The sequence below is a fragment of the Streptomyces sp. NPDC055099 genome, from assembly GCF_053607685.1.
On sequence record NZ_JBSGUA010000002.1, the window covers coordinates 516,258 to 537,486 of the forward strand.

At 70.5% G+C, this 21,229-nt stretch carries 20 protein-coding genes; 6 read left to right on the forward strand and 14 right to left on the reverse strand.

The features are described 5' to 3' along the window. Positions 1-13: 13 nt before the first annotated feature. Entirely contained in the window at positions 14-226 is a 213-nt protein-coding gene (locus ACWFRU_RS06765; protein WP_453685025.1) for a DUF4287 domain-containing protein, read from the forward strand. A gap of 6 nt (positions 227-232) precedes the next feature. Here ACWFRU_RS06765 and ACWFRU_RS06770 read toward each other — a convergent pair whose 3' ends face one another. Together ACWFRU_RS06770 and ACWFRU_RS06775 are read right to left on the reverse strand one after the other, a co-directional pair. Next, positions 233-1,777, reverse strand: a complete 1,545-nt coding sequence (locus ACWFRU_RS06770) for an FAD-dependent oxidoreductase (protein ID WP_453685026.1) — start codon at positions 1,775-1,777, stop codon at positions 233-235. Positions 1,778-1,815: 38 nt separating this feature from the next. Next, positions 1,816-2,730, reverse strand: coding sequence for an AurF N-oxygenase family protein (locus ACWFRU_RS06775; RefSeq protein ID WP_453685027.1), 915 nt, complete (start codon positions 2,728-2,730; stop codon positions 1,816-1,818). Positions 2,731-3,062: 332 nt separating this feature from the next. On the opposite strand from ACWFRU_RS06775, the gene ACWFRU_RS06780 reads away from it, so the two are divergent. Then, positions 3,063-4,442: an alpha-amylase gene (locus ACWFRU_RS06780; protein ID WP_453685028.1), complete on the forward strand. Its 1,380-nt coding sequence runs from the start codon at positions 3,063-3,065 to the stop codon at positions 4,440-4,442. 38 nt (positions 4,443-4,480) lie between these two features. Here ACWFRU_RS06780 and ACWFRU_RS06785 read toward each other — a convergent pair whose 3' ends face one another. Together ACWFRU_RS06785 and ACWFRU_RS06790 are read right to left on the reverse strand one after the other, a co-directional pair. Continuing rightward, positions 4,481-4,915, reverse strand: a complete 435-nt coding sequence (locus tag ACWFRU_RS06785) for a nitroreductase/quinone reductase family protein (protein ID WP_453685029.1) — start codon at positions 4,913-4,915, stop codon at positions 4,481-4,483. 28 nt (positions 4,916-4,943) lie between these two features. Beyond that, positions 4,944-5,495 (reverse strand): TetR/AcrR family transcriptional regulator, encoded by a 552-nt coding sequence (locus ACWFRU_RS06790; RefSeq protein WP_453685030.1) that lies wholly within the window; start codon positions 5,493-5,495, stop codon positions 4,944-4,946. A 161-nt stretch (positions 5,496-5,656) separates the two neighbouring features. On the opposite strand from ACWFRU_RS06790, the gene ACWFRU_RS06795 reads away from it, so the two are divergent. Next, positions 5,657-6,124, forward strand: a complete 468-nt coding sequence (locus ACWFRU_RS06795; RefSeq protein WP_453685031.1) for a nuclear transport factor 2 family protein — start codon at positions 5,657-5,659, stop codon at positions 6,122-6,124. On the opposite strand, the gene ACWFRU_RS06800 is transcribed toward ACWFRU_RS06795, so the two are convergent. From ACWFRU_RS06800 to ACWFRU_RS06835, 8 genes are all read right to left on the reverse strand, one after another. Next, complete coding sequence (locus ACWFRU_RS06800) at positions 6,105-7,325, reverse strand: MFS transporter (RefSeq protein WP_453685032.1); 1,221 nt, start codon at positions 7,323-7,325, stop codon at positions 6,105-6,107. The genes ACWFRU_RS06795 and ACWFRU_RS06800 overlap by 20 nt on opposite strands. Continuing rightward, on the reverse strand, positions 7,322-8,548 hold the full coding sequence (locus ACWFRU_RS06805; RefSeq protein WP_453685033.1) for an ATP-grasp domain-containing protein: 1,227 nt from the start codon (positions 8,546-8,548) through the stop codon (positions 7,322-7,324). The genes ACWFRU_RS06800 and ACWFRU_RS06805 overlap by 4 nt, the downstream gene beginning before the upstream one ends. Continuing rightward, the gene (locus ACWFRU_RS06810; protein WP_453685280.1) at positions 8,545-9,585 is read right to left on the reverse strand and encodes a pyridoxal-phosphate dependent enzyme; all 1,041 of its coding nucleotides are present in this window, start codon (positions 9,583-9,585) and stop codon (positions 8,545-8,547) included. Before ACWFRU_RS06810 ends, ACWFRU_RS06805 begins: the two co-directional genes overlap by 4 nt. A 68-nt stretch (positions 9,586-9,653) precedes the next feature. Further along, entirely contained in the window at positions 9,654-10,658 is a 1,005-nt protein-coding gene (locus ACWFRU_RS06815) for an ABC transporter substrate-binding protein (protein WP_453685034.1), read from the reverse strand. Further along, a complete protein-coding gene (locus ACWFRU_RS06820; RefSeq protein ID WP_453685035.1) occupies positions 10,655-11,470 on the reverse strand; it encodes an ABC transporter ATP-binding protein in 816 nt (271 codons plus the stop codon). The genes ACWFRU_RS06815 and ACWFRU_RS06820 overlap by 4 nt, the downstream gene beginning before the upstream one ends. Further along, on the reverse strand, positions 11,471-12,598 hold the full coding sequence (locus ACWFRU_RS06825) for a FecCD family ABC transporter permease (RefSeq protein ID WP_453685036.1): 1,128 nt from the start codon (positions 12,596-12,598) through the stop codon (positions 11,471-11,473). Positions 12,599-12,729: 131 nt separating this feature from the next. After that, positions 12,730-13,473 carry a class I SAM-dependent methyltransferase gene (locus ACWFRU_RS06830; protein WP_453685037.1) on the reverse strand — a complete coding sequence of 248 codons (744 nt, stop codon included), beginning with the start codon at positions 13,471-13,473 and terminating at the stop codon, positions 12,730-12,732. A 78-nt stretch (positions 13,474-13,551) separates the two neighbouring features. Next, positions 13,552-14,745, reverse strand: coding sequence for a serine hydrolase domain-containing protein (locus ACWFRU_RS06835; protein ID WP_453685038.1), 1,194 nt, complete (start codon positions 14,743-14,745; stop codon positions 13,552-13,554). A gap of 126 nt (positions 14,746-14,871) precedes the next feature. Between ACWFRU_RS06835 and ACWFRU_RS06840 the strand changes: the two genes are divergently transcribed. Next, positions 14,872-16,242 carry an MFS transporter gene (locus tag ACWFRU_RS06840; RefSeq protein WP_453685039.1) on the forward strand — a complete coding sequence of 457 codons (1,371 nt, stop codon included), beginning with the start codon at positions 14,872-14,874 and terminating at the stop codon, positions 16,240-16,242. On the opposite strand, the gene ACWFRU_RS06845 is transcribed toward ACWFRU_RS06840, so the two are convergent. Then, complete coding sequence (locus ACWFRU_RS06845; protein ID WP_453685040.1) at positions 16,209-16,805, reverse strand: TetR/AcrR family transcriptional regulator; 597 nt, start codon at positions 16,803-16,805, stop codon at positions 16,209-16,211. The genes ACWFRU_RS06840 and ACWFRU_RS06845 overlap by 34 nt on opposite strands. 137 nt (positions 16,806-16,942) lie before the next feature. Between ACWFRU_RS06845 and ACWFRU_RS06850 the strand changes: the two genes are divergently transcribed. Beyond that, positions 16,943-18,496 carry a class I adenylate-forming enzyme family protein gene (locus ACWFRU_RS06850; protein WP_453685041.1) on the forward strand — a complete coding sequence of 518 codons (1,554 nt, stop codon included), beginning with the start codon at positions 16,943-16,945 and terminating at the stop codon, positions 18,494-18,496. 40 nt (positions 18,497-18,536) lie between these two features. Next, positions 18,537-19,733: an acyl-CoA dehydrogenase family protein gene (locus ACWFRU_RS06855; protein WP_453685042.1), complete on the forward strand. Its 1,197-nt coding sequence runs from the start codon at positions 18,537-18,539 to the stop codon at positions 19,731-19,733. Between the two features lie 10 nt (positions 19,734-19,743). Here ACWFRU_RS06855 and ACWFRU_RS06860 read toward each other — a convergent pair whose 3' ends face one another. Beyond that, positions 19,744-21,108: an FAD-dependent oxidoreductase gene (locus ACWFRU_RS06860; protein ID WP_453685043.1), complete on the reverse strand. Its 1,365-nt coding sequence runs from the start codon at positions 21,106-21,108 to the stop codon at positions 19,744-19,746. Positions 21,109-21,229: the final 121 nt, after the last annotated feature.

The following is a 21,229-nucleotide window of genomic DNA, read 5'->3' on the forward strand; positions in this document are numbered from 1 at the left end:
GGACGGCGTCACCATGACCGAAGCCACCAAGGGCCCTGCCAGCTACTTCCCCTCCATCGAGAAGAAGTACGGGCGTCCGATCGCGGAGTGGAAGGACCTCATCCGTTCCTCCGCGCTGACCAAGCACATGGACCTCGTCGGCTGGCTCAAGACCGATCACGGTCTGGGGCACGGACACGCCAACGCCCTGGTCGCGCACACCCTGGCCGAGGACCGCGCGAAGTGAGCCGTTCTACCGGCTGAGCACGGCGCTCCTCTTTCCGTTGCGGCGCCGGGCGAGCCGGTGGAAGGCCTTGGGGGCGCCCTGCCGGGCGGGCAGGGCGCCCGCGACCGCGTCGGCAAGGAGCGTGGTGACCGTCTCGGCGGCACAGGTGCGGTTGGCGCCGATGCCACCGCTGGGCCCCCGCTTGATCCAGCCCACGACGTAGGTGCCGGGCCGTCCGGCCACCCGGCCGCCCTCGTGCGGGACGGTGCCGGTGGCCTCGTCGAAGGGCAGTCCGGCGACCGGCACCCCGCGGTAGCCGATGGCGCGCAGGGCCATGCCCGCCGCGATCGTCCGCTCCCCCGACGCCTCGGCGACGCGCACGCCCTGGAGGCGTTCGTCGCCGACCATCTCCAGCGGGGCCGAGTGGAAGCGGAGCACGATGCGCCGCCCCGGGGCCGGTGCCTGCGCCCAGTCGACGGGCTCACGCGTGACGCCGCGCAGGAGGGCCGCCCTGCTCTTGGGGTCGGTGGCCCGGTCCGCCTCGTCGATGGCGGCGGCGATCCGGGGGTCGTGGTCGTCCACGAGCAGGTCCAGGCCGGGCACGTGCTTGAGGGCGAGCAGTTCGGACTTGGTGTAGGCGGCGTCCTCGGGGCCCCGCCGTCCGAGCAGGACCACCTCGCGCACCTTCGCGGACCGCAGCGCCGCGAGCGCGTGCCCGGCGATGTCCGTGCGGGCGAGGCTGTCGGGGTCGGCGAGCAGGATGCGGGCGACGTCGAGGGCCACATTGCCGTTGCCGACGACGACCACGCGCTCGGCGGACAGGTCGATCGCGTCCGGCGCCGCATCCGGGTGGCCGTTGTACCAGGCGACGAAGGCCCTCGCGGAGATGCTGCCGGGCAGATCCTCGCCCGGCACGGACAGCGTGCGGTCGGCCGACGCGCCCACGGCGTAGATGACCGCGTCGTGATGGGCGGCCAGTTCCTGCGCGGTGACGTCGGCGCCCACGTCGAGACCGAGATGCATCCGCACCCTTGGATGCGTGTGGAACCGCGTGAAGGTGTCGCCGACCTTCCTGGTGGCGGGGTGGTCCGGCGCCACCCCGAAACGCACGAGCCCGCCGGTGACGGGCAGCCGGTCGATCAGGGTGACCTCGGCGCTGGTGTGCAGGAGCAGGTCCTGGACCGCGTACATCCCGGCCGGTCCCGTCCCGACGACGGCGACCTTGAGCGGCGCGAAGTCCGAGGGCAGGACCCGCGGGAAGGACGGCTCGTCCCAGGCGTGGAAGTTCGGGCCGTCCGGGGCCGGTTCGGGCGTCCGGTCCGCGAAGTACGCCGCGTTGATCGCCTCGTACTCCCGCTGGGAGGCGGGCAGGCTGTCCACCGGGAAGATCGCCTCGACCGGGCAGGCGTCGGCGCAGGCGCCGCAGCCGATGCAGGTGGCCGGGTCGATGTGCAGCATCTCCGTGCTGCCGAACGCCCTTTCCTGCGGGGTCGGGTGGATGCAGTTGACCGGGCAGACGGCGACGCAGGTGGCGTCGTTGCAGCAGGTCTGGGTGATGGCGTAGGAGGTCATGTCGTCGGCTCGACTCGCTCGGGTCCGGTGAGGCTGGCTCAGATGAGGTGGGCGCGCTTGTAGAAGGCGAGGGCCGGCTTGGTGAGCAGCCGGGAGGAGGCCAGGAACTCCATCAGGCCCGAACAGCTGGACCGCATCATGGACTTGTGGTGTTCGTTGGCCTTCGCCTCGGCGAGGGCACGCTTCTCGTCGAGCCCGGCGTTCTCGTACACCTTGGGGTTCACCATGCTGGTGACGATGTAGTACGAGGCGATGGCGACGACGAAGGCGTTGATCTGGCGGCGCAGCGGGCCCGCCCCGGAGAGCCGCTTGGTCGTCTGGTCGCGGGCGAACTTCATGTGCCGGGATTCCTCGACGACATGGATGTTGTTGATCGTGCGGACGAACGGCACGACACGCTCGTCGCGCATCCAGTCGCGCTGCATGACATCCAGCACCTCTTCGGCCACGAGGATCGCGGCGTAGGCCGCCTCGCCGAAGGCCACCGTCTTGAACGCACGGCCGAGCTCCATCGCGAACCGCTTGGGCCGGTAGGCGGGCGCGCCCAGCTTCCGGGCGCCGCGGGCGAACATGATCGAGTGCCGGCACTCCTCGGCTATCTCGGTGAGCGCCCACTGCACCTCGTCGCTGGCCGGGTCCTTCATGTAGACGTCGCGGAGCACCATTTGCTGGAGGATCATCTCGAACCAGATGCCCGTGCTGGCCACCGAGGCGGCTTCCTGCCGCGTCAGCTCCTTGCGCTGCGCCTCGGTCATCTCCTGCCAGTAGGCCGTGCCGTACAGGGAGCACCATTCCGGGCTCGCGCCGTGGAAGTCCCGGTCGAGGGGGGTCTCCCAGTCCACTTCGACGGCCGGGTCGTAGGCCAGCTCGGCGGCCGAGTCGAGCAACCGCCGGGCCACGTCGTCTTCTTCGGGGTGATCCTGCGATGCCGGCCGAACAGTGCTGCTTGCCATGCTGCGGCTCCTTGACTCTGATGCGTACGTTGTCTTGTTCGCTCAGGCAACGGACCGGGGCGCCGTCCCGCAACGCGCCGCGGCCCGCTTGTTAGACAGACCGTATAACAAGGAAAGCGGCGAGCCTACCCCTGAGTAAGAAGTGAATTCACGCAAGTTCTTGCAGCAACAACCCCACCCGCGAGCGGGATAGTTGAAATATCTTGCAGAAAGCATTGACGCGTACATGAGTGAGAGGCAGGCTCCCCTTCGGAATCCCCCCACGGCAGCCTCCCCCACGAGTAGTTGCCTTCTTTGGGCACAGCTGTGCCCGGTCTCGAAGGAGCCGCAGCATGCAGTACCGTTCCCGCCTGCTTGGCGCGACATCGGCCGGGGTCCTGGCCGCGGCCGGTCTCGCGACGTTCGCGCCCTGGCAGTCGCAGGCGACACCGCCCGGCGAGAAGACCGTCACCGCCACCATGTTCGAGCGGAAGTTCGCGGACGTGGGCAAGGCCTGCACCGAGCAGCTCGGCCCGTCGGGCTACGGCTACGTCCAGGTCTCCCCCGCCTCCGAGCACATACAGGGCGACCAGTGGTGGACCTCGTACCAGCCCGTCAGTTACAAGATCGCGGGCCGTCTCGGCGACCGTGCCGCCTTCAAGAGCATGGTCGACGCCTGTCACGAGGCGGGCGTCAAGGTCATCGCGGACGCCGTCATCAACCACATGGCGGCGGGCTCGGGCACGGGCACCGGAGGCACCGCGTACGGCAAGTACGAGTACCCCGGTTACTTCCGGGACGCGGACTTCCACACCTGCCGCACGAGCATCAACGACTACACCAGCCGTGACAACGTCCAGAACTGCGAACTGGTGGGCCTGGCCGACCTCGACACCGGCAGCGACGCGGTCCGCAGCACCATCGCCGCCTACCTCGACGACCTGCGGTCCCTGGGCGTGGACGGCTTCCGCATCGATGCCGCCAAGCACATGGCCGCCGACGACGTGGCCGCCATCAAGGGCAAGATGAGCGACCCCGGGTTCTGGGTGTCGGAGGTCATCCACGGCGGCGGCGAGGCCGTCCAGCCCGACGAGTACACCGGCGTCGGGGACGTCGACGAGTTCCGCTACGGCGGGCACCTCAAGAGCGCCTTCCAGGGCGGCGACATCGCGCAGCTGAAATCGGTCGCCGACGGCAAACTGGGCAGCGGATCGGCCCGTACGTTCGTCGACAACTGGGACACCGAGCGCAACGACTCCACGCTCACCTACAAGGACGGCGCGACCTACGCCCTGGCCAACGTCTTCATGCTCGCCTCGCCCTACGGCTCACCGAACGTGTACTCCGGCTATGAGTGGTCCGAGAAGGACGCGGGCCCGCCCGGCGGCGCGGACGGCTGGACGAACACCCACGCCCAGCAGGCGATCACCGGCCTCGTCGGATTCCGCAACGAGGTGGGCACCGCCGAGCTGACCGACTGGTGGGACAACGGCGGCAGCGCCCTTGCCTTCGGCCGCGGCGCCAAGGGGTTCGTGGCCCTCAACAACGGCGACGGCGAGCTGGCCCGGACCTTCGCGACGTCCCTGCCCGGCGGCACCTACTGCAACGTCGCCAAGGCCCCTGCGGACGACTGCGCGGGCAACACGGTCACCGTCGGGGACGACGGGAAGATCGAGACCACCCTGCCCGCCCGCAGCGCCCTGGCCCTGCACACCGGGGCGAAGGCGGGCTGACCTGACGGATATCCGTCACATATCCGTCAGGTTTCCGTTCAGAAGGACTCCAGGCGGAACACCGGGTGACGGGGCGACTCGGCGGCGAACTCCTCGTCCGTCGAGTCGCCCGTCACGTCGAAGTAGGGGCGGGTGACGGGCACTTCGCGCCAGTACTGGCGCAGCACGGGGACGCTCTCCTCGGGGCCGAGCTCGATCACGCGCACGGTCTGCGACGTGCCGCCCCTGCTGAGCTCGATCTCCCCGGCCGCGCGGGCGTTGCGCACCCAGTTGCTCACCCCGTAGGCGCCGACGACCCAGCGCTCGCCCCCGGCCGACATCACGTCGACCGGCGTGGAGAACAGGCGGCCCGACTTCCTGCCGCGCACGGTCAGGATGTACCGGTAGCTCTTGCCCATCCCGCGCCGGGTCATCGCCCCGAACACGCCGTTGATCAGACGCGTCCCGAATCCGACGCGATACGTCTTCGCCATCAGCCTTCTTCCTGTGGGGCCACGCCGGTCACCGCGCGGCCAGCAACTGGACCGCGCCCTGCCGGGCCTGGCGCGCCGGTTCGGGCGAGCCCGAGATGGCGGCCGCGGTCATGGCCCCCTCCGCGAGCAGGACCAACGGGCCGACAGTCTGCCCCGGTTCGCCCGCCGCGGCCACAAGTCCCGCCATGTAGTCATGGAAGGCGCGCTTGTGCGCCCGGACGGCGTCCGCCACCGCCGGGTCGACGGCCCCGAGTTCGCCGAAGGAATTGATGAACGCGCAGCCCCGGAAGTCCGGTTCGCCAAACCACTCGTAGAGCCAGTCGTAGACCGCGAGGACGCGCTCCGCGCCCGCGGGCCGGGCGTCGGCGTACTCGGCGAGCCGCGCCCTCCAGCGGCCGTCGCGCCGTTCGAGCCAGGCGCGTACCAGCTCCGACTTCGACGGGAAGACCTGGTAGAGGCGCTTGAGCGACACCCCGGACGCCGTACGCACCTGATCCATGCCGACGGCCTGGACTCCTCGCTCGTAGAAGAGCGCGTCGGCGGCGTCGAGCAGCCTGACTTCCGCTTCGGCGCGATCCATGAGGACTCCCGGGACGGGTGAGAACGTACGTTCTCGCAGGCTACTACGGAGCCACACGTCGCCGCACCATTGCGCGAGAACGCCCGTTCTCCTATTGTGTCGCTTCGACGGAGAACGATCGTTCTCACCGTCCTCGTCCCCCTCGACCCGAGGAGCAAGTCATGAGCACCCGTCCCCCCGTTCCGCCGTTCACCCGGGAGTCCGCCACGGAGAAGGTCCGCCTCGCCGAGGACGGCTGGAACTCCCGCGATCCCGAGAAGGTGGCCCTCGCCTACACCAAGGACTCCCGCTGGCGGAACCGCGCGGAGTTCGTCACCGGGCGCGACGCCATCACCGCCTTCCTCTCCCGCAAGTGGGACCGGGAGCTCGACTACCGCCTCATCAAGGAGCTGTGGGCACACGACGGCCACCGCATCGCGGTCCGCTTCGCCTACGAATGGCACGACGACTCCGGCCAGTGGTACCGCTCGTACGGCAACGAGAACTGGGAGTTCGACGACGACGGCCTGATGCGGGCCCGGCACGCGTCCATCAACGACCTGCCCATCGAGGAGTCCGACCGCACGTACCACTGGCCGCTCGGCCGCCGCCCCGACGACCACCCCGGCCTCAGCGACCTCGGCCTCTGACCGCGGCCCAGCGGCTCAGGAACAGCGGCAGCAGTACGCACTGCGCGGCCACCGCGACCCAGAACAGACCTGCCCCGCCGCCGCGTTCGGCCAGCCGGTAACCCGCGCCTCCCATGATTCCGCTCGCGAAAGCCCCGATCCCGGCCGCGAGCCGCTGGTGGCCGAACACGACCGCCGGCGCACGCGGCGTACGGTCGAGGGCCTCGAGGTCGTTCTTGAGGAACAGGACGATCTCACCGAGGCAGACGAGCAGGGCGCCACCCATGATCGCGGCGTGGTTGCCGACGGCGAGCGTGGCCATCCCCGCGGCCATCGCGCCGAACCCGACCCACAGGGCTTGGGCGTAGGGCAGCCGTGCGATCCGGTCCGAGAGCAGGGGCTGCGCGACGACGAGCAGCAGGGCGTAGAGCGCGAGGACCAGGCCGTAGTACATGGTCGAGGTGCGGGGCACCGCGTACAGCGCGAGGTAGTGCTGGAAGAACATGAACACGTACAGGCTCAGCACGGTGGTCGCGAAGGGCAGCACGGCGAGACCGGCGAATACCCTCTCCCGGCGTGGAGGCGTCTGCTCTTGTCCGGTCCCGGCGCTCCGTGCGCGGTCCGGGCTCTCGACCGGCAGCAGAGCATGGCCCACGGTGATCGCCGCGAACAGCACGGTCACCGCGGTGAAGAGTCCGGCGGAGGCACTGAGGACGAAGGGCGCCGCGGCCGGCGGCCCCAGGGCGATGCCCGCGTTCAGGGCGGAGCTGCTCGCGGACAGCAACAAGGGGCGCTGCCCGGCGTCGGCCTCGTGTATCAAGTACGCCTTGTTCGCGGGCAGGTAGAGGGCGGCGCCGACCGACACCAGGAAGAGGGCGAGAACGGCGGCCGCCGGGTGGCGCAGGCCGGGAAGGAAGCAGGCGAAGCCCGCCGTACGGATCGTCAGGGCGAGCAGCATCGTGTGCCGCAGCCCGATGCGTTCGGCGACCGCGCCGCCCACCACTCCGCCCGAGAACTGCACCAGCGAGGCGACGGCAAGCACGACGCCGATCGTGCCGAGCCCCATGCCGAGCCGCTCGTGCAGCAGCACCGACATGAAGGGCAGGACGGCGAAGCTGCCCAGCGGGATCAGGAACGACCCCGCGAGCAGGAAGCGTTGCGGCCCGGTGAGCCGCGCGACGCCCGATCGCAGGCGCCCGCGCGGCTTGCCCAGGAGTGTCACCCCTCGGCGTCGGCGGCGACGAGCGGCCGTATGCTCCCGGCCGCGCTCAGCGCACGGTGCAGGGCGAGTTCGGCCGTCGCGCCCTCGGCCAGGACGATCCCGGTGCAGCCGCGCTGATCACTCACGTGTTCCAGGCGGTCGCCGGGGGCCGCGGTGGGATACCACTCGGGCGAGCCGGGGAAGGCGGTGAGGCCGTCCAGACCGGTCCATCCGGTGAGGGTGCCCGGCCGGTCGGGGTAGATGAGGACGAATCCCGTGGCGGGGCCGGTGGCCGTGGGCGCGTCGAGCAGGGCGGGACGCAGGCCGAGCGCGACGGCGACCATCGCGTCGTACACGTTGGTGCGCAGGGCGCGGCACAGCGCCTCGCCGACGAGCGCGCCGCCGATGCGGCGGTTGATCTCGACGAGCTGCGGCCCGTCGGTGGTGAGGACGAACTCGACGTGCGCGAAACCCTCGTCGTGGCCCGCGGTCGCCAAAACGCGCCCCACCCAGTCCTGGAGCAGGCCGAAGTCCCCTTCCGCCAGGGCGACGGGGAAGGAGGCGGCCTCCTCGCGGACGGACGGCTCGGCGGACATCTGACGGCTGAGCACACCCAGGAGCTTCGTCTCGCCCGCCCAGCCGAGCGTCTCCGCGCTGTAGACGGGCCCGGCGAAGAAGGGCTCCGCGAACAGCCGCCCGGAAAAGGCGCGCCGGGAGGCTTCCCGTAGCGCCGCGTGCAGCTGACGCTCGTCGCGGACCAGCCAGACGTTGCGGGACGAGGTGCCCGCCGAGTCCTTGAGGACCACCGGCAGGCCGATCTGGCGGAGCACCTCCTCGGCCGCCGCGGGTTCGGCCGGGACCGAGAGGGCGGGGCCACGGCTCAGGTTCTGTTCGTGCAGGAGGTTGCGCACCCGGCACTTGTCCCGCAGGACGCGGACCGCGGCCGGGTCGGGTCCCGGCAGGCCCAGTCGGGCGGCGAGGTCGGCGCCGGGAACGCTCCAGGTGTCGGTCGAGTTGATGAGCCCCTTCAGGTCCGGTACGGCGGCCAGGGCCTCGGCGCACGCGTCCGCGTCTCGGGTGTCCACGTCGACGACGTCGAGTGCTCCCGGGTCCAGGCGCTGCAGTTCATGCCGGTAGACGGCGCGGTTGCCCGTGAGCAGGCAGAGCCGGTGCCCGGCGGCGTCGGCCGCCTCGACGAGCCGTCCGAGGCCGAAGGTGAGTGCTTCCAGGGCGGCGATCGTCACGATGCCTGTCCCTCCTTGTCGTGCTTCTCGTACTGCTGGTGCTTCTCGTGCTTTGTGCGCGTGCGTACGTCGTAGCTCCGCCGGTTCCACTCCATCGCCGACCACGGCAGCGCGAGGTCGGCCAGATCCGTGATCTGGTGCGGCTTGAGGGTGCGCGGGTCGAGCGCCTCCTGGTGCCGGGAGAAGACCCGCTCGGTGTAGCGGTGTCCGGTGTCGGCGCCGATCACCAGATGCGTACGGTCCGGGTTGCGGGCCGCCTCCCAGGCCGTGACGAGGTGCGCCGCACCGGTGGAGAGACCGGCGAACACCGCATGGGCCCGCAGCAGGTCGACGGCGCCCGCCATGGCGTGCCGGAAGTCGACCCAGTGGAGGGCGTCGTACAGGTCGTGGCGGACGTTGTCGAAGGGAATCGAGCTGCCGATCCCGGCGATGATCGCCTCGGGATCATGGAAGTCCTCGCTCCCGAACGTGACGCTGCCGAAGGGCTGGAGGCCCAACAGCCGCACCTCGCGGCCGCGTTGACGCAAGGGCTGGACGAGCCCGCCGGTCGACGCCCCGGTGCCGACGGCGCCGACCACGGTCAGCGGGGCATCGGGCAGCGCGGCCTCGACCAGGTCCGCGAACTCCTCGTAACCCGCGTAGTGGACGCCGTCGTGATACTGGCGCATCCAGTGCAAGTCGCCGCGTTCGGCCAGCAGTTGGCGCACGCGGTGCACGCGTCGTTCCTGGTCGAGCCGGAGGCTGTCGGAGGGCGGCATCTGGTCCACCGTGGCGCCGAGGATCTCCAACTGGGCCCGCATCGCGCCGTCGACGGTGGTGGAGGCCACGATGTGGCAGCCGAGCCCGTAGCGGTGGCAGGCCATGGCGAGGGCAAGGGCGTAGATGCCGCTGGAACTGTCGACGAGGGTCTGGCCGCGCCGCACGGTCCCGCGCTCCAGGAGGGTGCGGACCGCGCCGAGCGCCGCGTACACCTTCATCGTCTCGAAGCGCGCGAGGACGACGTTGTCGGCAAGACGCAGCAGGTCGGGGGCCTTCATCGCGTCGGTGATGTGTCCGTGCACGGTGGCGGCGGTGGCCGCCGGGGCCGCGGCCGTGCGCGAGGGGGTCACCGTCCGACCGACCGGAGGTAGCCGCCCAGGTCTTCTGCGCCCTTGACGTTGCGCGGGCCGCTGACGGCGTCGCCGTAGGACATCACGAAGAAGCGGTTCTTTTTGACGGCCGGGACCGACTTGAGGCTGGAGAGCGACTTCAGGTAGGCGATCTTCTCCTTGGCCGGCTGGTCGGCGTAGTCGATGATGACGATCACCTCGGGCTTCGCCTTGATCACGGGCTCCCAGCCCACGGTCGTCCAGCCCTTGTTGAGGTCGTCGAAGACGTTGGTGGCGCCCGCGGCCTTGATGATGTCGTCGGGCGCGGCGTGCCGTCCGGCGGTGAAGGGCTGGTCGGTGCCCGAGTCGTAGACGAAGACCTTGGCCGGGTCGCCCTTGGCGGGCCAGGTCTTCTTCAGCGCGGTGACGCGTCCCTTGAGATCGGTGACGAGCGTCTCGGCGCGCTTCTCCACGCCGAAGATCCGGCCCAGGTTGCCGAGGTCGGTGTAGAGCGCCTCCAGCGGTGTGACGTCGACGCTCTTGTCGCCGTAGTCCCAGCACGTCTCGGTGTGCAGATAGCTGGCGGACCCGACCTTCTCGAGGAGGGCGGGCGTGATGCCGCGCTCCTCGCTGAAGCCGGAGTTCCACCCGGCGAGGACGAAGTCGGCCTTGGCGTCGGCCACGATCTCGCGGGTGATGCGCTCGGTGCCCAGGCGCTCCACGTCGGCGTAGTCCTCGCGCCAGGGCGAGCCCTTGATGGAGGGGTCGCCGAGCTTGTTCATGACGTAGCCGCGCATGCGGTCGGCCAGGCCCAGCGAGAACATCTTCTCGGCACCGCTGACGTCGTAGGCCACCGGCCGCTTCGGGCGCGTGTAGGTGACGTCCTTGCCGCAGTTGGAGACGGTGACCGTCTTGGCCTTGCTCTTCGCCGACGGCTCCACCTCGGCGCCGCAGCCGGTGGCCAGGAGCCCGGTCGCAAGGAGTGCGGCTGCCAGGGTGCGGGGCAGCGGTGGTCGGATCATGAGTGCGGTCCTTCTGACAGGGCGTCGGCGGGTGCCGGGGCGCCGGTGGGGGCGAGGTCGTAGACGAGGTGGGGCGTCCCGGTGCGGGGGTGGTGCACGACGGTGGCGTCGACGCCGAACACCTTGCGGATCAGCTCGGGGTTCAGGACGTCCGACGGGGTTCCGGTGGCGACCAGGGAGCCGGAGCTGAGGACGGCGATGGTGTCGCAGGCGGCGGCCGCCAGATTGAGGTCGTGCAGGGCGGTGAGCACGGTGAGGCCCGATCCGCGCAGGAAGGAGAGGAGCTCCACCTGGTGACGGATGTCCAGGTGGTTGGTGGGCTCGTCGAGGACCAGGACGCGGGGTTCCTGGACGAGGGCGCGCGCCACGAGCACGCGTTGCCGCTCACCGCCGGAGAGGGTGAGCACGCTGCGGGCCGCGAGATGGGTGACGTCCAGGCGGTCCATCGCCTGTCGGCACAGGGCTTGTTCGCGTGCGGTGAGGGGCTGGTTTCCGCTGGTGTGCGGGGCGCGGCCGAGCGCCACGACCTCCCCGACCGTGAAGTCGAGTTCGGTGTGGCTCTCCTGAGTGAGCGCGGCGATCGACCGGGCGCTGTCGCGCAGCTTGAGCGTCGTCAGGTCGGCGCCGTCCAGGAGGACGGCGCCCGACGTCGGCCGCAGCGCCCGGTAGACGCAGCGCAGGGCGGTGGACTTGCCGCTGCCGTTCGGGCCGACGAGTCCGACGACCCGTCCCGCCTCCACCTCGATGTTCAGCCGGTCGACCAGGGCACGCCCCGCCGCCTCGACGGAGAGGTCCCGCAGTACGAGGGTCATCTACCGCCCTCCGAACAGATAGCCGCGGCGGCGCATCAGCACGATGAACACCGGTACGCCGATCAGTGCGGTGATGACTCCTAGCGGCAGTTCCTCGGGGGCGAAGGCGGTACGGGCGACGAGGTCGACCCAGACCAGGAAGCAGGCACCGGCGAGTGGCGCGACGGCGAGCACCCGGCGGTGCGTGGAGCCGACGAGGATGCGCACGACGTGCGGCAGGACGAGCCCGACGAAGCCGATCGCGCCGCTGACCGCGACGATGAGCCCGGTGACCGCCGCCGTGAGGAGGAAGAGGCGGCGCCGCAGTGCTTCCGCGTCCACGCCCAGACTGGCGGCGGTCTCGTCCCCCAGCGACAGCACGTCAAGGGACCGGCTCTGGCGCAGCAGCACCACGACCGTCACCACGACGGCACCGGCCGCGAGCGGCAGCGACTCCCAGGACGCCGAGCCGAGACTCCCCAGCAGCCAGAAGAGGACCGTGCGGGCGGCCTGTCCGTTGGGCGAGAGGAAGACGAGCACGCTCATCAGCGCCTGGAACCCGTAAGCCAGCGCGACCCCGGTCAGGACCAGGCGCAACGGCGTCAGACCGAGCGGCCCACGCGCCGCCAGATACACGAGCACGGTGGCTCCGAGCGCCCCGAGGAACGCGGCGGCGGACAACGCGTAGACACCGAGACCCGCGAAGACCCCGAACACCACGACCGCGGTGGCCCCGACGGAGGCGCCGGAGGAGATGCCGAGGACGAACGGGTCCGCGAGGGCGTTGCGCACCAGCGCCTGGATGGCGACGCCGACGACCGAGAGCCCCGCCCCCACCACGGCCGCGAGCAGCACCCGTGGGGTGCGCACGTGCCAGACGATGGAGTAGCCGGTGACGTCGTCGGCCCCGATGCTGCCGCCGGTGAGGGCGGCGGTCAGGAAGCGCACGACGTCTGCGAGCGGCACGACGGTGGGGCCGAGGGCGATCCCGGCGAGGACGGAGACGACCAGGGTCACGGAGAGCACGGTCAGTGTGGTCAGGAGCCGGCCGCGGCCTGCTTTGCCGGTCGGCGTCCCGTCGAGGGGCGCCTCTATGGAGGCGGTCCCCGAGGGGGCCTCGGATGCGGCCTGGGATGTGGCCTCGGTCATGAAGTCCCTTCGCCCGTCGGACCGTTCACGGTGGTGCGGCCGCTCCCGCGCGGTGCGGCACGATCCAGTAGTCGGCGGGCGGCGCCGCGAAGTTCCCGGAGATTCACGGACCGCCCCGCTCATCCGCCGGATCACTTGCCGGGTTTGGTCCCCCGGACGATCAGGCGCCGTGAGTGCTGGTCGTAGGGCTCTTCGTCGAAGCCGCCGAAGCACTCCACGCCGGTGAATCCGGCGTCCTCGAAGAGCGTGCGAAGTTCGGCCGCGCTGTAGAGGAAGGAGGTGATCGAGGCCTCGCGAGCGATCCCGTCCCGTACGAGGGTCCAGTCGGTCCGCAGCCGCGCCCAGTTGTCCAGGACGGTGTCGCGCTGGACCACGTACGCGCCGTCGAGCTCGACGACCTGGGGGCGGCCGATCCAGCCGGCGAGCACCTCTTTGCCCATCACGTCGATCAGCAGGTGCCCGCCGGGCACCAGCGAGTCATAAGCGTTGCGCAGCACCTGGAAGTTGTCCCGCGCGTCGTCGAAGTAGCCGAAGGAGGTGAAGACGTTCAGCACCACGTCGTACGCGTCCGGCTCGACGTGGGTGAGCATGTCGGCCCGGATCAGGCGGACATCGACCCCGGCGTCCTCACATGCCGCCCCGGCCCGCTTCAGCAACGCGGCGCTGAGGTCCACCCCCGTGACCGTGTAGCCGCGGCGCGCCAGCGGTGCGAGGTAGAGGCCGGGCCCGCAGCACAGGTCCAGTACGCGGCTGCCCGCCGGGAAGGCCAGCAGCGGCGAGCGGGCGACGACGTCCGCCGTCTCCGCCCGCCGCCGCTCGGAGAACATCGTCTCGGAGAAGTCGGACCAGAACCCGTCGTCCTCGTACCAGTGCATGCTGCGGCAACCTCGATCCAGTGAGCCGTTCGGGACGTGCTCACCAGTGGTCGGCCGCGGGCCGCTCCTGGTTCCCGGTCAGCCCCGGTCGTTCAGGTGGGCGCCGATCTGGAGGAAGGCCCGGACGAGCGGCGCCGCCGGGACCGCGGGCGACATGACCTGCGAGCCGAAGTGGACGATGACGACCTCCAGTTGGGGTGACACGAACAGGCGCTGGCCGTGGATCCCGCTGGCCATGAAGGAGTCGTGGGGGTCGTTCAGGATCCACCACAGGTCGTGGTACGAAAGCGTGGCGGGCGAGTCGGGCGGCGCGGCCGGGAAGCGGACGCGTCGTGGGTAGCCGTCGGGCACGCCGCTGACGATGGTGTTCGCGACGGCCTCCGGTATGACCTGCTGATCGCCGACCGCTCCGCCGCAGCGGAGCATCTCGCCGATCCGGGCCACGTCACGTGCCGTGGCGCTGAATCCGCCGCACGCGGCTTCGACACCTTCACCGTCGAGGATGTAGTACGCGTCCTCCTCCGCGCCGATGCGGGACCAGATCACTTCCTCGAGCAGGGCCGACGTGCTCTTTCCGGTGATCCGGCGCAGGACCTCGGCGAGGGCCTCGACGTTGCCGTTCTCGTAGCGGAACCCGGTGCCCGGCGCGCCGGTGGCCCGCGCGGTGGCCAGGTGCTCGCGGATGCTGGTGGGCCCGCTGTAGCCGTAGGGCCGCAGACCGGGCCCCACGACGGCGGCGTAGCGCTGTGCCTCGATGGCCTTGTCGAAGCGGCGGCCGGCGTAGCTCATCCGCGTGCCCATGTGGAGCAGGTGGTCGACCTGGGCGTCGCCGAACGCCGTGCCCGTGAGCTCGGGGACGTAGTGCGAGACCAGGGCGGTGCGGTCCAGGAGTCCCTCGTGCGCGAGCGTCGCCGCGAGGAGGCCCAGGTAGGACTTGGCCGCCGAGGCGTTGAAGTGGGGCGTGTGCGGTTCGGTGCCGTGGAGGTGGCGTTCGTGGACGACGGCTCCGCGGTGCAGCACGACGAAGGCATCGGTCCGGGCGGCGGCGAACAGCTCCGGAAGCTTGAGCGAGGCCCCGCCCGGAACGGGGATCTCCAGGGTGTCCAGATCGTGCGGCCTGACGGGCAGATCGCGGGCGGGCGCCCCACCGCGCCATACCCGCCGGCTGGGAGAGAACTCACGGCCCGATGTCGTGTAGCGCCGGAGCCAGTCGGGGTCCGTGTATCCGCGGCTCCACATCAGGTCGTTCAGCGGCGGTGTCTCGGTGGTCATGGATCGCTCCCGTCAACAGCGTTCAGGTAGGCGGCATCAAGCCATAGATTCACTTCACTCTAATCGTTAACATACAAACTGTTCAGTAGTCCGACACCGCCTGCTTCCTCGACCGCAGGAGTCCCCATGGCTGCCCCGCACACCCCGCCACTGGCCCTCGAAGACGCCCCGGCGCCCATCGAGTTCGACCGGCGGCACGCCTGGCTGATCACCGCGATGATCGTCACGTTCATGCTGATCAACTACGCCGACAAGTCCGTTCTGGGGCTCGCGGCCGTCCCGATCATGGACGAGCTGGACATCAGCAACAGCACGTACGGCATGATCTCCAGCTCGTTCTCGATCCTGTTCAGCCTCTCCGGCCTTGTCGTCGGATTCGTCTCGGCACGCGTCTCGAGCCGGGCCCTGCTGTTCACCATGTCCCTGCTGTGGGCGGTGGCCCAACTGCCCGTGCTGATCGTGGCGGCGGTCCCGACGCTGATCGCGGGGCGGGTGCTGCTCGGCGCGGCCGAGGGCCCTGCCGCCTCGATGTCCATGCACGCGCTCTACAAGTGGTTCCCCCATGACCGGCGCGGCCTGCCGTCGGCGCTGCAGATCAGCGGCGCCGCCCTCGGCACCCTCATAGCGGCGCCCGTCGTCACCTGGCTCATCACGGCCTTCGGCTGGCGCTCGGCCTTCGCGGCGCTCGCAGTGACCAGCGTGGCGTGGAGCCTGATCTGGTGGCGGATCGGGCACGACGGTCCGTACGGCCAGGCGCGCCCGAAGGCCTCCGCTGCCGTCGGCACGAGCACCCCCGGGGCGGCCGAACTCCGCCTCCCCTACCGCGAACTCCTGCTGAACGGCACGGTCCTGGGGAGCATCGCGGGCGCCTTCGGTGCCTCATGGGCGCTGGCCGTCAGCCACGCCTGGCTGCCCGCGTACTTCAGGACCCAGCTCGACATGACGCCCGGTGGCGCGGCGACGGTCATCAGCGGAATCTCCGCCTTCAGCTTCGTCCTGCTCCTCGCGGTGTCGCCGTTCGCCGACGCGCTGAACCGGCGGGGTATCTCCAGCCGCTGGGCGAACGGCGCGCCACAGGGGATCGCGGTCGCCGTCGCCGGTCTCGCCATGGCGAGCTTCTCCTTCGTGGGCGGCGGGTGGCCCCAGATCCTGCTGATCGCCGTGGCGTTCGGAGGACACGCCATCGTCTTCCCGCTGCACTACATGACGACGGCCGCCGTCGTCCCCACCCAGCAGCGCGGGGCCCTCTTCGGCATCGTCGCCGCGACGGGGACGCTGCCCGGACTCGTCGCCCCCTACCTCACCGGGCACCTGCTCGACACCGCGGACTCACACGGCGCGGGCTACACCGCCTCGTTCCTGCTCTCGGCCGCGGTCATGGTGCTGTCCGGGCTCGTAGCGCTGGTGTACATACGGCCGGAGCGTGACGCCCGGCGGCTCGGCCTGGCCGCGGACGAGCCGGCTCAGGCCGGCGCGTCGAAGCCGCTGGCCCAGTAGCGGCCACGCAGGGCCAGGTCCAGGAGCTGGCGCACGACCTCCTCGGGGGGCATCGGCGGCGTCTCCTGCTCCACCCACCACCGCAGCACGGCGACTTGTTCGCCCACCCAGACGCGGGCGAGGAGGTCGGCGTCCATGCGCGGTTCGACGCCGTTGCGGTCGGCGCGGGCGCGGAACTCCTCGGCGGTGACCCGCGCGCAGGCGTCCACGAACATCTGCAGGGGTTTCCCGTCACCCTCGCCGCGCAACACGATCCGGTACAGGTCCCGCTCCTCGCGGGCGTGGCGCAGCATCTCCAGGACCGGCTTGCCGGTGAAGCCCACGGCGCTGTCCGCGATGGTCGGCCGCAACCGCTCCCCCAGCTCTTCGAGCAGGTCGGACGTCACGCGGGCGAACAGGCCCTCCTTGTCCTTGAAGTGCGCGTAGAAGGTCGCGCGGGCCACGTCGGCGCGCTCGGTGATGTCCTCCACGGTCAGGGCGGTGAAGCCGCGTTCGAGGACCAGCTGCACCAGCGCCGAGCCCAGAGCCCGTCGTGAGCGTCGTGTCCGCCTGTCCTCGGCCATGTAGGCCCTCCTCGCCCGCAGCAGTCGTGATTCCCGTGGTTGCGGGCCCAGTCTAGAAGACTCTTGACAGGTCAGAGGTTACTGAACAAGCTGTCCGTAATTGAGCAGAGCGTTTACTTACTGTTTCGGAGACCGTGATGAATCTCGGCACCTACCTGACCCGAAGCGCCCGCTACTGGCCGCAGGCGACGGCCCTCGTCTGCGGTGACCGCTCGTGGACCTACGACCAACTGGACACCGGCACCAACCGGTTGGCCTCCGCTCTCATCGCACGCGGCCTGCGCCCCGGCGATGCCGTGGCCTCGCTCGCCTGGAACCGGGGTGAGCTGGTGGAGGTCGAATTCGCCCTCTACAAGGCGGGGCTGACGCGCGCTCCGGTCAACGCCCGCCTGGGCCGCGGGGAGGTGGCCCACATCCTGCGCTACGCCCCCGTACGCGCGCTCTTCTTCGACGCGGCCCACCGTGAGGACGCCCTCGCCGCGATCGCCGAGGCCGGCACCGACTGCCTGCCGGTCCCGCTCGACGGGGACGCCCCGGGCGCTTCCTACGAGACGCTGCTCGCCGAAGGCAGTGCCGACCCGGTCGCCGTCGAGGTCGACGAAGACGCCCCCTGCGTCCTGAACTTCACCTCGGGCTCCACCGGAGCTCTCAAGGCCGCCGTGCAGACCGTCGGCAACCGGCTCGCGAACATGCGCAAGCATCTGATGAGCGACGAGTCCCGCCCGCGGCCCGGCACCCGCTACCTCGCCTGCGGCCCCATCACCCACGCCACCGGCATGGGCCTGCTCGCCGGGGTGTTCGGCGGCTCGACGACGCACGTCCTGCCCACCTGGAGCCCCGACACCTTCGTCGAGACCGTGGAGAAGGAACGCATCACCGCGACGTTCCTCGTGCCCGCCATGCTGAACATGGTGCTGGCCCACCCGGGCACCGCGGCGCGGGACCTCTCGTCACTGACCAGCGTACGGATCGGCGGCGCACCCATCTCGCCCCAACGCCTGCGCGACGCGGTGGAGTTCTTCGGGCCCGTGGTCGCCCAGGGATACGGCCTGGGCGAGACCACCAGCGTGGTGGCCGGGCTGAGCAGCGAGGAGATCGCCCGCGCGGTCACGGAGGACCCCGAGCTCCTGCAGTCCTGCGGCCGGGCCTCGTACGACACCGAGATCCGCGTCGTCGACGAGAGCGGACGCGAGTGCGCGCCGCGCGAGATCGGCGAGGTCATCGTGCGCGGACCCGACTGCGTGCGGGAGTACTGGCAGGAACCGCAGTTGTCCGCCGAGACCTTCCGCGACGGCTGGGTGCACACCGGTGACCTGGCATGGACGCGGGAGGACGGCTATCTCTTCCTCGTCGACCGCAAGAAAGACATGATCATCTCCGGCGGCTTCAACATCTACTGCACCGAGGTCGAGTCCGCCCTCTACGAGCACCCCGCCGTCCGGGAGGCGTGTGTGATCGGCGTGCCGGACGAGACGTGGGGCGAGGCCGTCAAGGCGGTCGTCGTGACGGAGCCCGGCGCCGACGTGACCGCCGCCCGGCTCATCGACTTCTGCGCCGAGCGCCTCGATCGCCTCAAGAAGCCACGCTCCGTCGACTTCGTCGCCGAACTGCCCCACAACCGCAACGGCAAGCTCGACCGCAAGGCCGTGCGTGAACCCTTCTGGGCCGACGCGGTCCGCCGCGTGAACTGAGCCTCCGCCCCACTCCCCCTGAACGAGGAACGACCCGGACATGACCTTCTCCCTGCGCCCCACCTACGACGACCCGCACCTGGCCGACCTCGTCGACCGGCTGCGCGCCTACCTCGACGGCGAACTCGCCGAGCATGAGCGGGAGCGCGGCCTCACCCACGAGAGCCGCCTCACCCGCGCCGACCTCGAACCGATCTGGCGCCGCAGCCGCGAACTGGGCTTCTACGGAATCCACCTGCCCGAGGAGTTCGGCGGCCAGAACCTCACGTACACCCAACTCGCCGCGCTCAAGGAGGAGATCGGGGCCAGCGGCCGCGTCCTGGCCCACAGCGTGCTCGGCGACATGGGCGGTCCGCTGCGCGCGGGCGACATCCTCAAGCACGCCACCGACCACCAGCTCGCCAAGTACCTGCTGCCTCTGGTCCGCGGCGAGCGGGCCTGCTGCTTCTCCCTCACCGAGACCGACGCGGGCTCCGACGTGCGCTCCATGCGCACCACCGCCGTCCGCGACGGCGACGGCTACCGGCTGACCGGCCACAAGGTGTTCTCGTCGGCCGGTCCTTTCGCCGACTTCGCCATCGTGGTCGCCCGGATGGCCGGGACCGGCGAACAGGAGGGCGACAAGCCCCTGTTCTCCGCCTTCCTCGTCGACCTGGACAGCCCCGGATGCCGCGTCGAGGACGGAGCCACCCCGATGTCCGGTGAGCACATCGAGAGCGACATCATCCTGGACGACTGCCACGTCCCGGCCGCCAACCTCCTGGGCGAGGAGGGCAAGGGCATGCGCATCGCGCTCGGCCGTGTCACCACCAACCGGCTGCTGCACTGCCCCACCGTCATCGGCGCCACCCGCCGCGTCATCGGCCTGACCCTGGACCGCACCCGCCACCGCAAGGTCGCGGGCGGCACGCCCCTGCTCGCGCTGCAGGCCATCCAGCACAAGGTCGCCGACATGGCCACGGAGTTCTACGCGGCCCGCTCCATGACGTACGCGGCGCTCGCGGCCCTGGACAGGGGCGAGGACGCGCACGCCGAGGCCTTCATGTGCAAGCTCTTCGTCGCCGAGTCCGCCTTCCGCATCCTGGACGAGGCCGTCCAGATCCACGGCAAGGAAGGCCTCACCCAGGGCCACGAGATCGAGTTCCTGTTCCGCAAGATCCGCATGTTCCGGATTCTCACCGGAACATCGGAGATCCAGCGGAACGGAATCGCCAAACTCCTGGCCTTCCGGGCCTGACCGGCTCGGATCAGGCCCCGCTCGCCTTGAGCATGTCCTCGCGCTCGACGATCTTCACGCGCTCGCGCTCCTCGGCCTCGCCGAGTGCCTTCTCGGCGGCGTCCAGGCGGTACCAGCCCTCCCACGTGGTGAACCGGATGTTCCGCTCGCCGAGGAAGGCCTCGACGGCCGCCGGGCCGGGGGCGGTGGGCGTGTGGAGACGGGCGTTCGCGTGGTCGTCGATGAGGCTGGCGACCGTCTCGTTGGCGTCACCCTTGGTGTGGCCGATCAGGCCCACGGGTCCGCGGCGGATCCAGCCGGTGACGTACGTCGACTGCAGGTGCTCGCCGGTCTCCTCGATGACCCGGCCGGCCTTGTCGGGCACCGTGCCCGACGCGACGTCCCAGGGCAGCTTGGGCAGCTCGTCGGAGAGGTAGCCCACGGCGCGGTAGACGGCACCGAGGTCCCAGTCCTTGAACTCGCCGGTGCTCTTGACATTGCCGGTGCCGTCGAGGGCGGTGCGCTCGGTGCGCAGGCCCACCACGCGGCCGTCCTCGCCGAGGATCTCGGTCGGCGACTCGAAGAAGTGCAGGAACAGCTTGTGCGGCCGCTCGCCGATGTCGCGGATGGCCCAGTTCTCCAGCGTCTTGGCCACCATGTCGGCCTGCTTGTTGCCGCGCCGGGTCGCGATCGAGCCGTCGTCGTAGTCGATGTCCTCGGGGTCGACGATGACCTCGATGTTCGGGGAGTGGTCGAGCTCCCGCAGCTCCATGGGGCTGAACTTGGCCTGCGCGGGGCCGCGACGCCCGAAGACGTGGACCTCCCGCGCCTTGTTGGCCTTGAGGCCCTCGTGGACGTTCGGCGGGATCTCGGTCGGCAGGAGCTCGTCGGCGGTCTTGGCCAGGATGCGGGCCACGTCGAGGGCCACGTTGCCGACGCCGAGGACGGCGACCTTCTCCGCGTCGAGCGGCCAGGTGCGGGGCACGTCCGGATGGCCGTCGTACCAGGAGACGAAGTCGGCGGCGCCGTGCGAGCCCTCGAGGTCGATGCCGGGGATGTCGAGCGCCCGGTCGGCCGTCGCGCCGGTGGAGAAGATCACCGCGTCGTAGAAGCTGCGCAGGTCGTCGAGGTCGATGTCGTTCGGGTAGTCGACATTGCCGAAGAAGCGGATCTGAGGCTTGTCCAGGACCTGATGCAGGGCGGTGATGATGCCCTTGATCCGGGGGTGGTCGGGGGCGACGCCGTAGCGGATGAGGCCGAAGGGCGCGGGCATCCGCTCGAAGAGGTCGATCGACACACCGGGCTCGACCGCCACTGCGGATTTCAGCAGCGCGTCGGCGGCGTAGATGCCGGCCGGACCGGCTCCGACAACGGCTACCCGCAGAGGGCGAGACATGATCAGGTTTCCCTTCGAGCGAAGACATGGGGCTCGTGGGGAAGCCTAAACTAAGGCAATCCTAAGTTAGTACCCGGCCTTGACCTATGACCTCATAAGGGCGGCTTATGGGGTCGCGAAG

What these genes read in the sequence shown, in the direction of transcription:
- ACWFRU_RS06765 (WP_453685025.1), top strand. Translation starts at nt 14, where the DNA reads ATGACCGAAGCCACCAAGGGCCCTGCCAGCTACTTCCCCTCCATCGAG.
- ACWFRU_RS06770 (WP_453685026.1), bottom strand. Translation starts at nt 1,777, where the DNA reads ATGACCTCCTACGCCATCACCCAGACCTGCTGCAACGACGCCACCTGC.
- ACWFRU_RS06775 (WP_453685027.1), bottom strand. Translation starts at nt 2,730, where the DNA reads ATGGCAAGCAGCACTGTTCGGCCGGCATCGCAGGATCACCCCGAAGAA.
- ACWFRU_RS06780 (WP_453685028.1), top strand. Translation starts at nt 3,063, where the DNA reads ATGCAGTACCGTTCCCGCCTGCTTGGCGCGACATCGGCCGGGGTCCTG.
- ACWFRU_RS06785 (WP_453685029.1), bottom strand. Translation starts at nt 4,915, where the DNA reads ATGGCGAAGACGTATCGCGTCGGATTCGGGACGCGTCTGATCAACGGC.
- ACWFRU_RS06790 (WP_453685030.1), bottom strand. Translation starts at nt 5,495, where the DNA reads ATGGATCGCGCCGAAGCGGAAGTCAGGCTGCTCGACGCCGCCGACGCG.
- ACWFRU_RS06795 (WP_453685031.1), top strand. Translation starts at nt 5,657, where the DNA reads ATGAGCACCCGTCCCCCCGTTCCGCCGTTCACCCGGGAGTCCGCCACG.
- ACWFRU_RS06810 (WP_453685280.1), bottom strand. Translation starts at nt 9,585, where the DNA reads ATGAAGGCCCCCGACCTGCTGCGTCTTGCCGACAACGTCGTCCTCGCG.
- ACWFRU_RS06815 (WP_453685034.1), bottom strand. Translation starts at nt 10,658, where the DNA reads ATGATCCGACCACCGCTGCCCCGCACCCTGGCAGCCGCACTCCTTGCG.
- ACWFRU_RS06820 (WP_453685035.1), bottom strand. Translation starts at nt 11,470, where the DNA reads ATGACCCTCGTACTGCGGGACCTCTCCGTCGAGGCGGCGGGGCGTGCC.
- ACWFRU_RS06825 (WP_453685036.1), bottom strand. Translation starts at nt 12,598, where the DNA reads ATGACCGAGGCCACATCCCAGGCCGCATCCGAGGCCCCCTCGGGGACC.
- ACWFRU_RS06830 (WP_453685037.1), bottom strand. Translation starts at nt 13,473, where the DNA reads ATGCACTGGTACGAGGACGACGGGTTCTGGTCCGACTTCTCCGAGACG.
- ACWFRU_RS06835 (WP_453685038.1), bottom strand. Translation starts at nt 14,745, where the DNA reads ATGACCACCGAGACACCGCCGCTGAACGACCTGATGTGGAGCCGCGGA.
- ACWFRU_RS06840 (WP_453685039.1), top strand. Translation starts at nt 14,872, where the DNA reads ATGGCTGCCCCGCACACCCCGCCACTGGCCCTCGAAGACGCCCCGGCG.
- ACWFRU_RS06845 (WP_453685040.1), bottom strand. Translation starts at nt 16,805, where the DNA reads ATGGCCGAGGACAGGCGGACACGACGCTCACGACGGGCTCTGGGCTCG.
- ACWFRU_RS06850 (WP_453685041.1), top strand. Translation starts at nt 16,943, where the DNA reads ATGAATCTCGGCACCTACCTGACCCGAAGCGCCCGCTACTGGCCGCAG.
- ACWFRU_RS06855 (WP_453685042.1), top strand. Translation starts at nt 18,537, where the DNA reads ATGACCTTCTCCCTGCGCCCCACCTACGACGACCCGCACCTGGCCGAC.
- ACWFRU_RS06860 (WP_453685043.1), bottom strand. Translation starts at nt 21,108, where the DNA reads ATGTCTCGCCCTCTGCGGGTAGCCGTTGTCGGAGCCGGTCCGGCCGGC.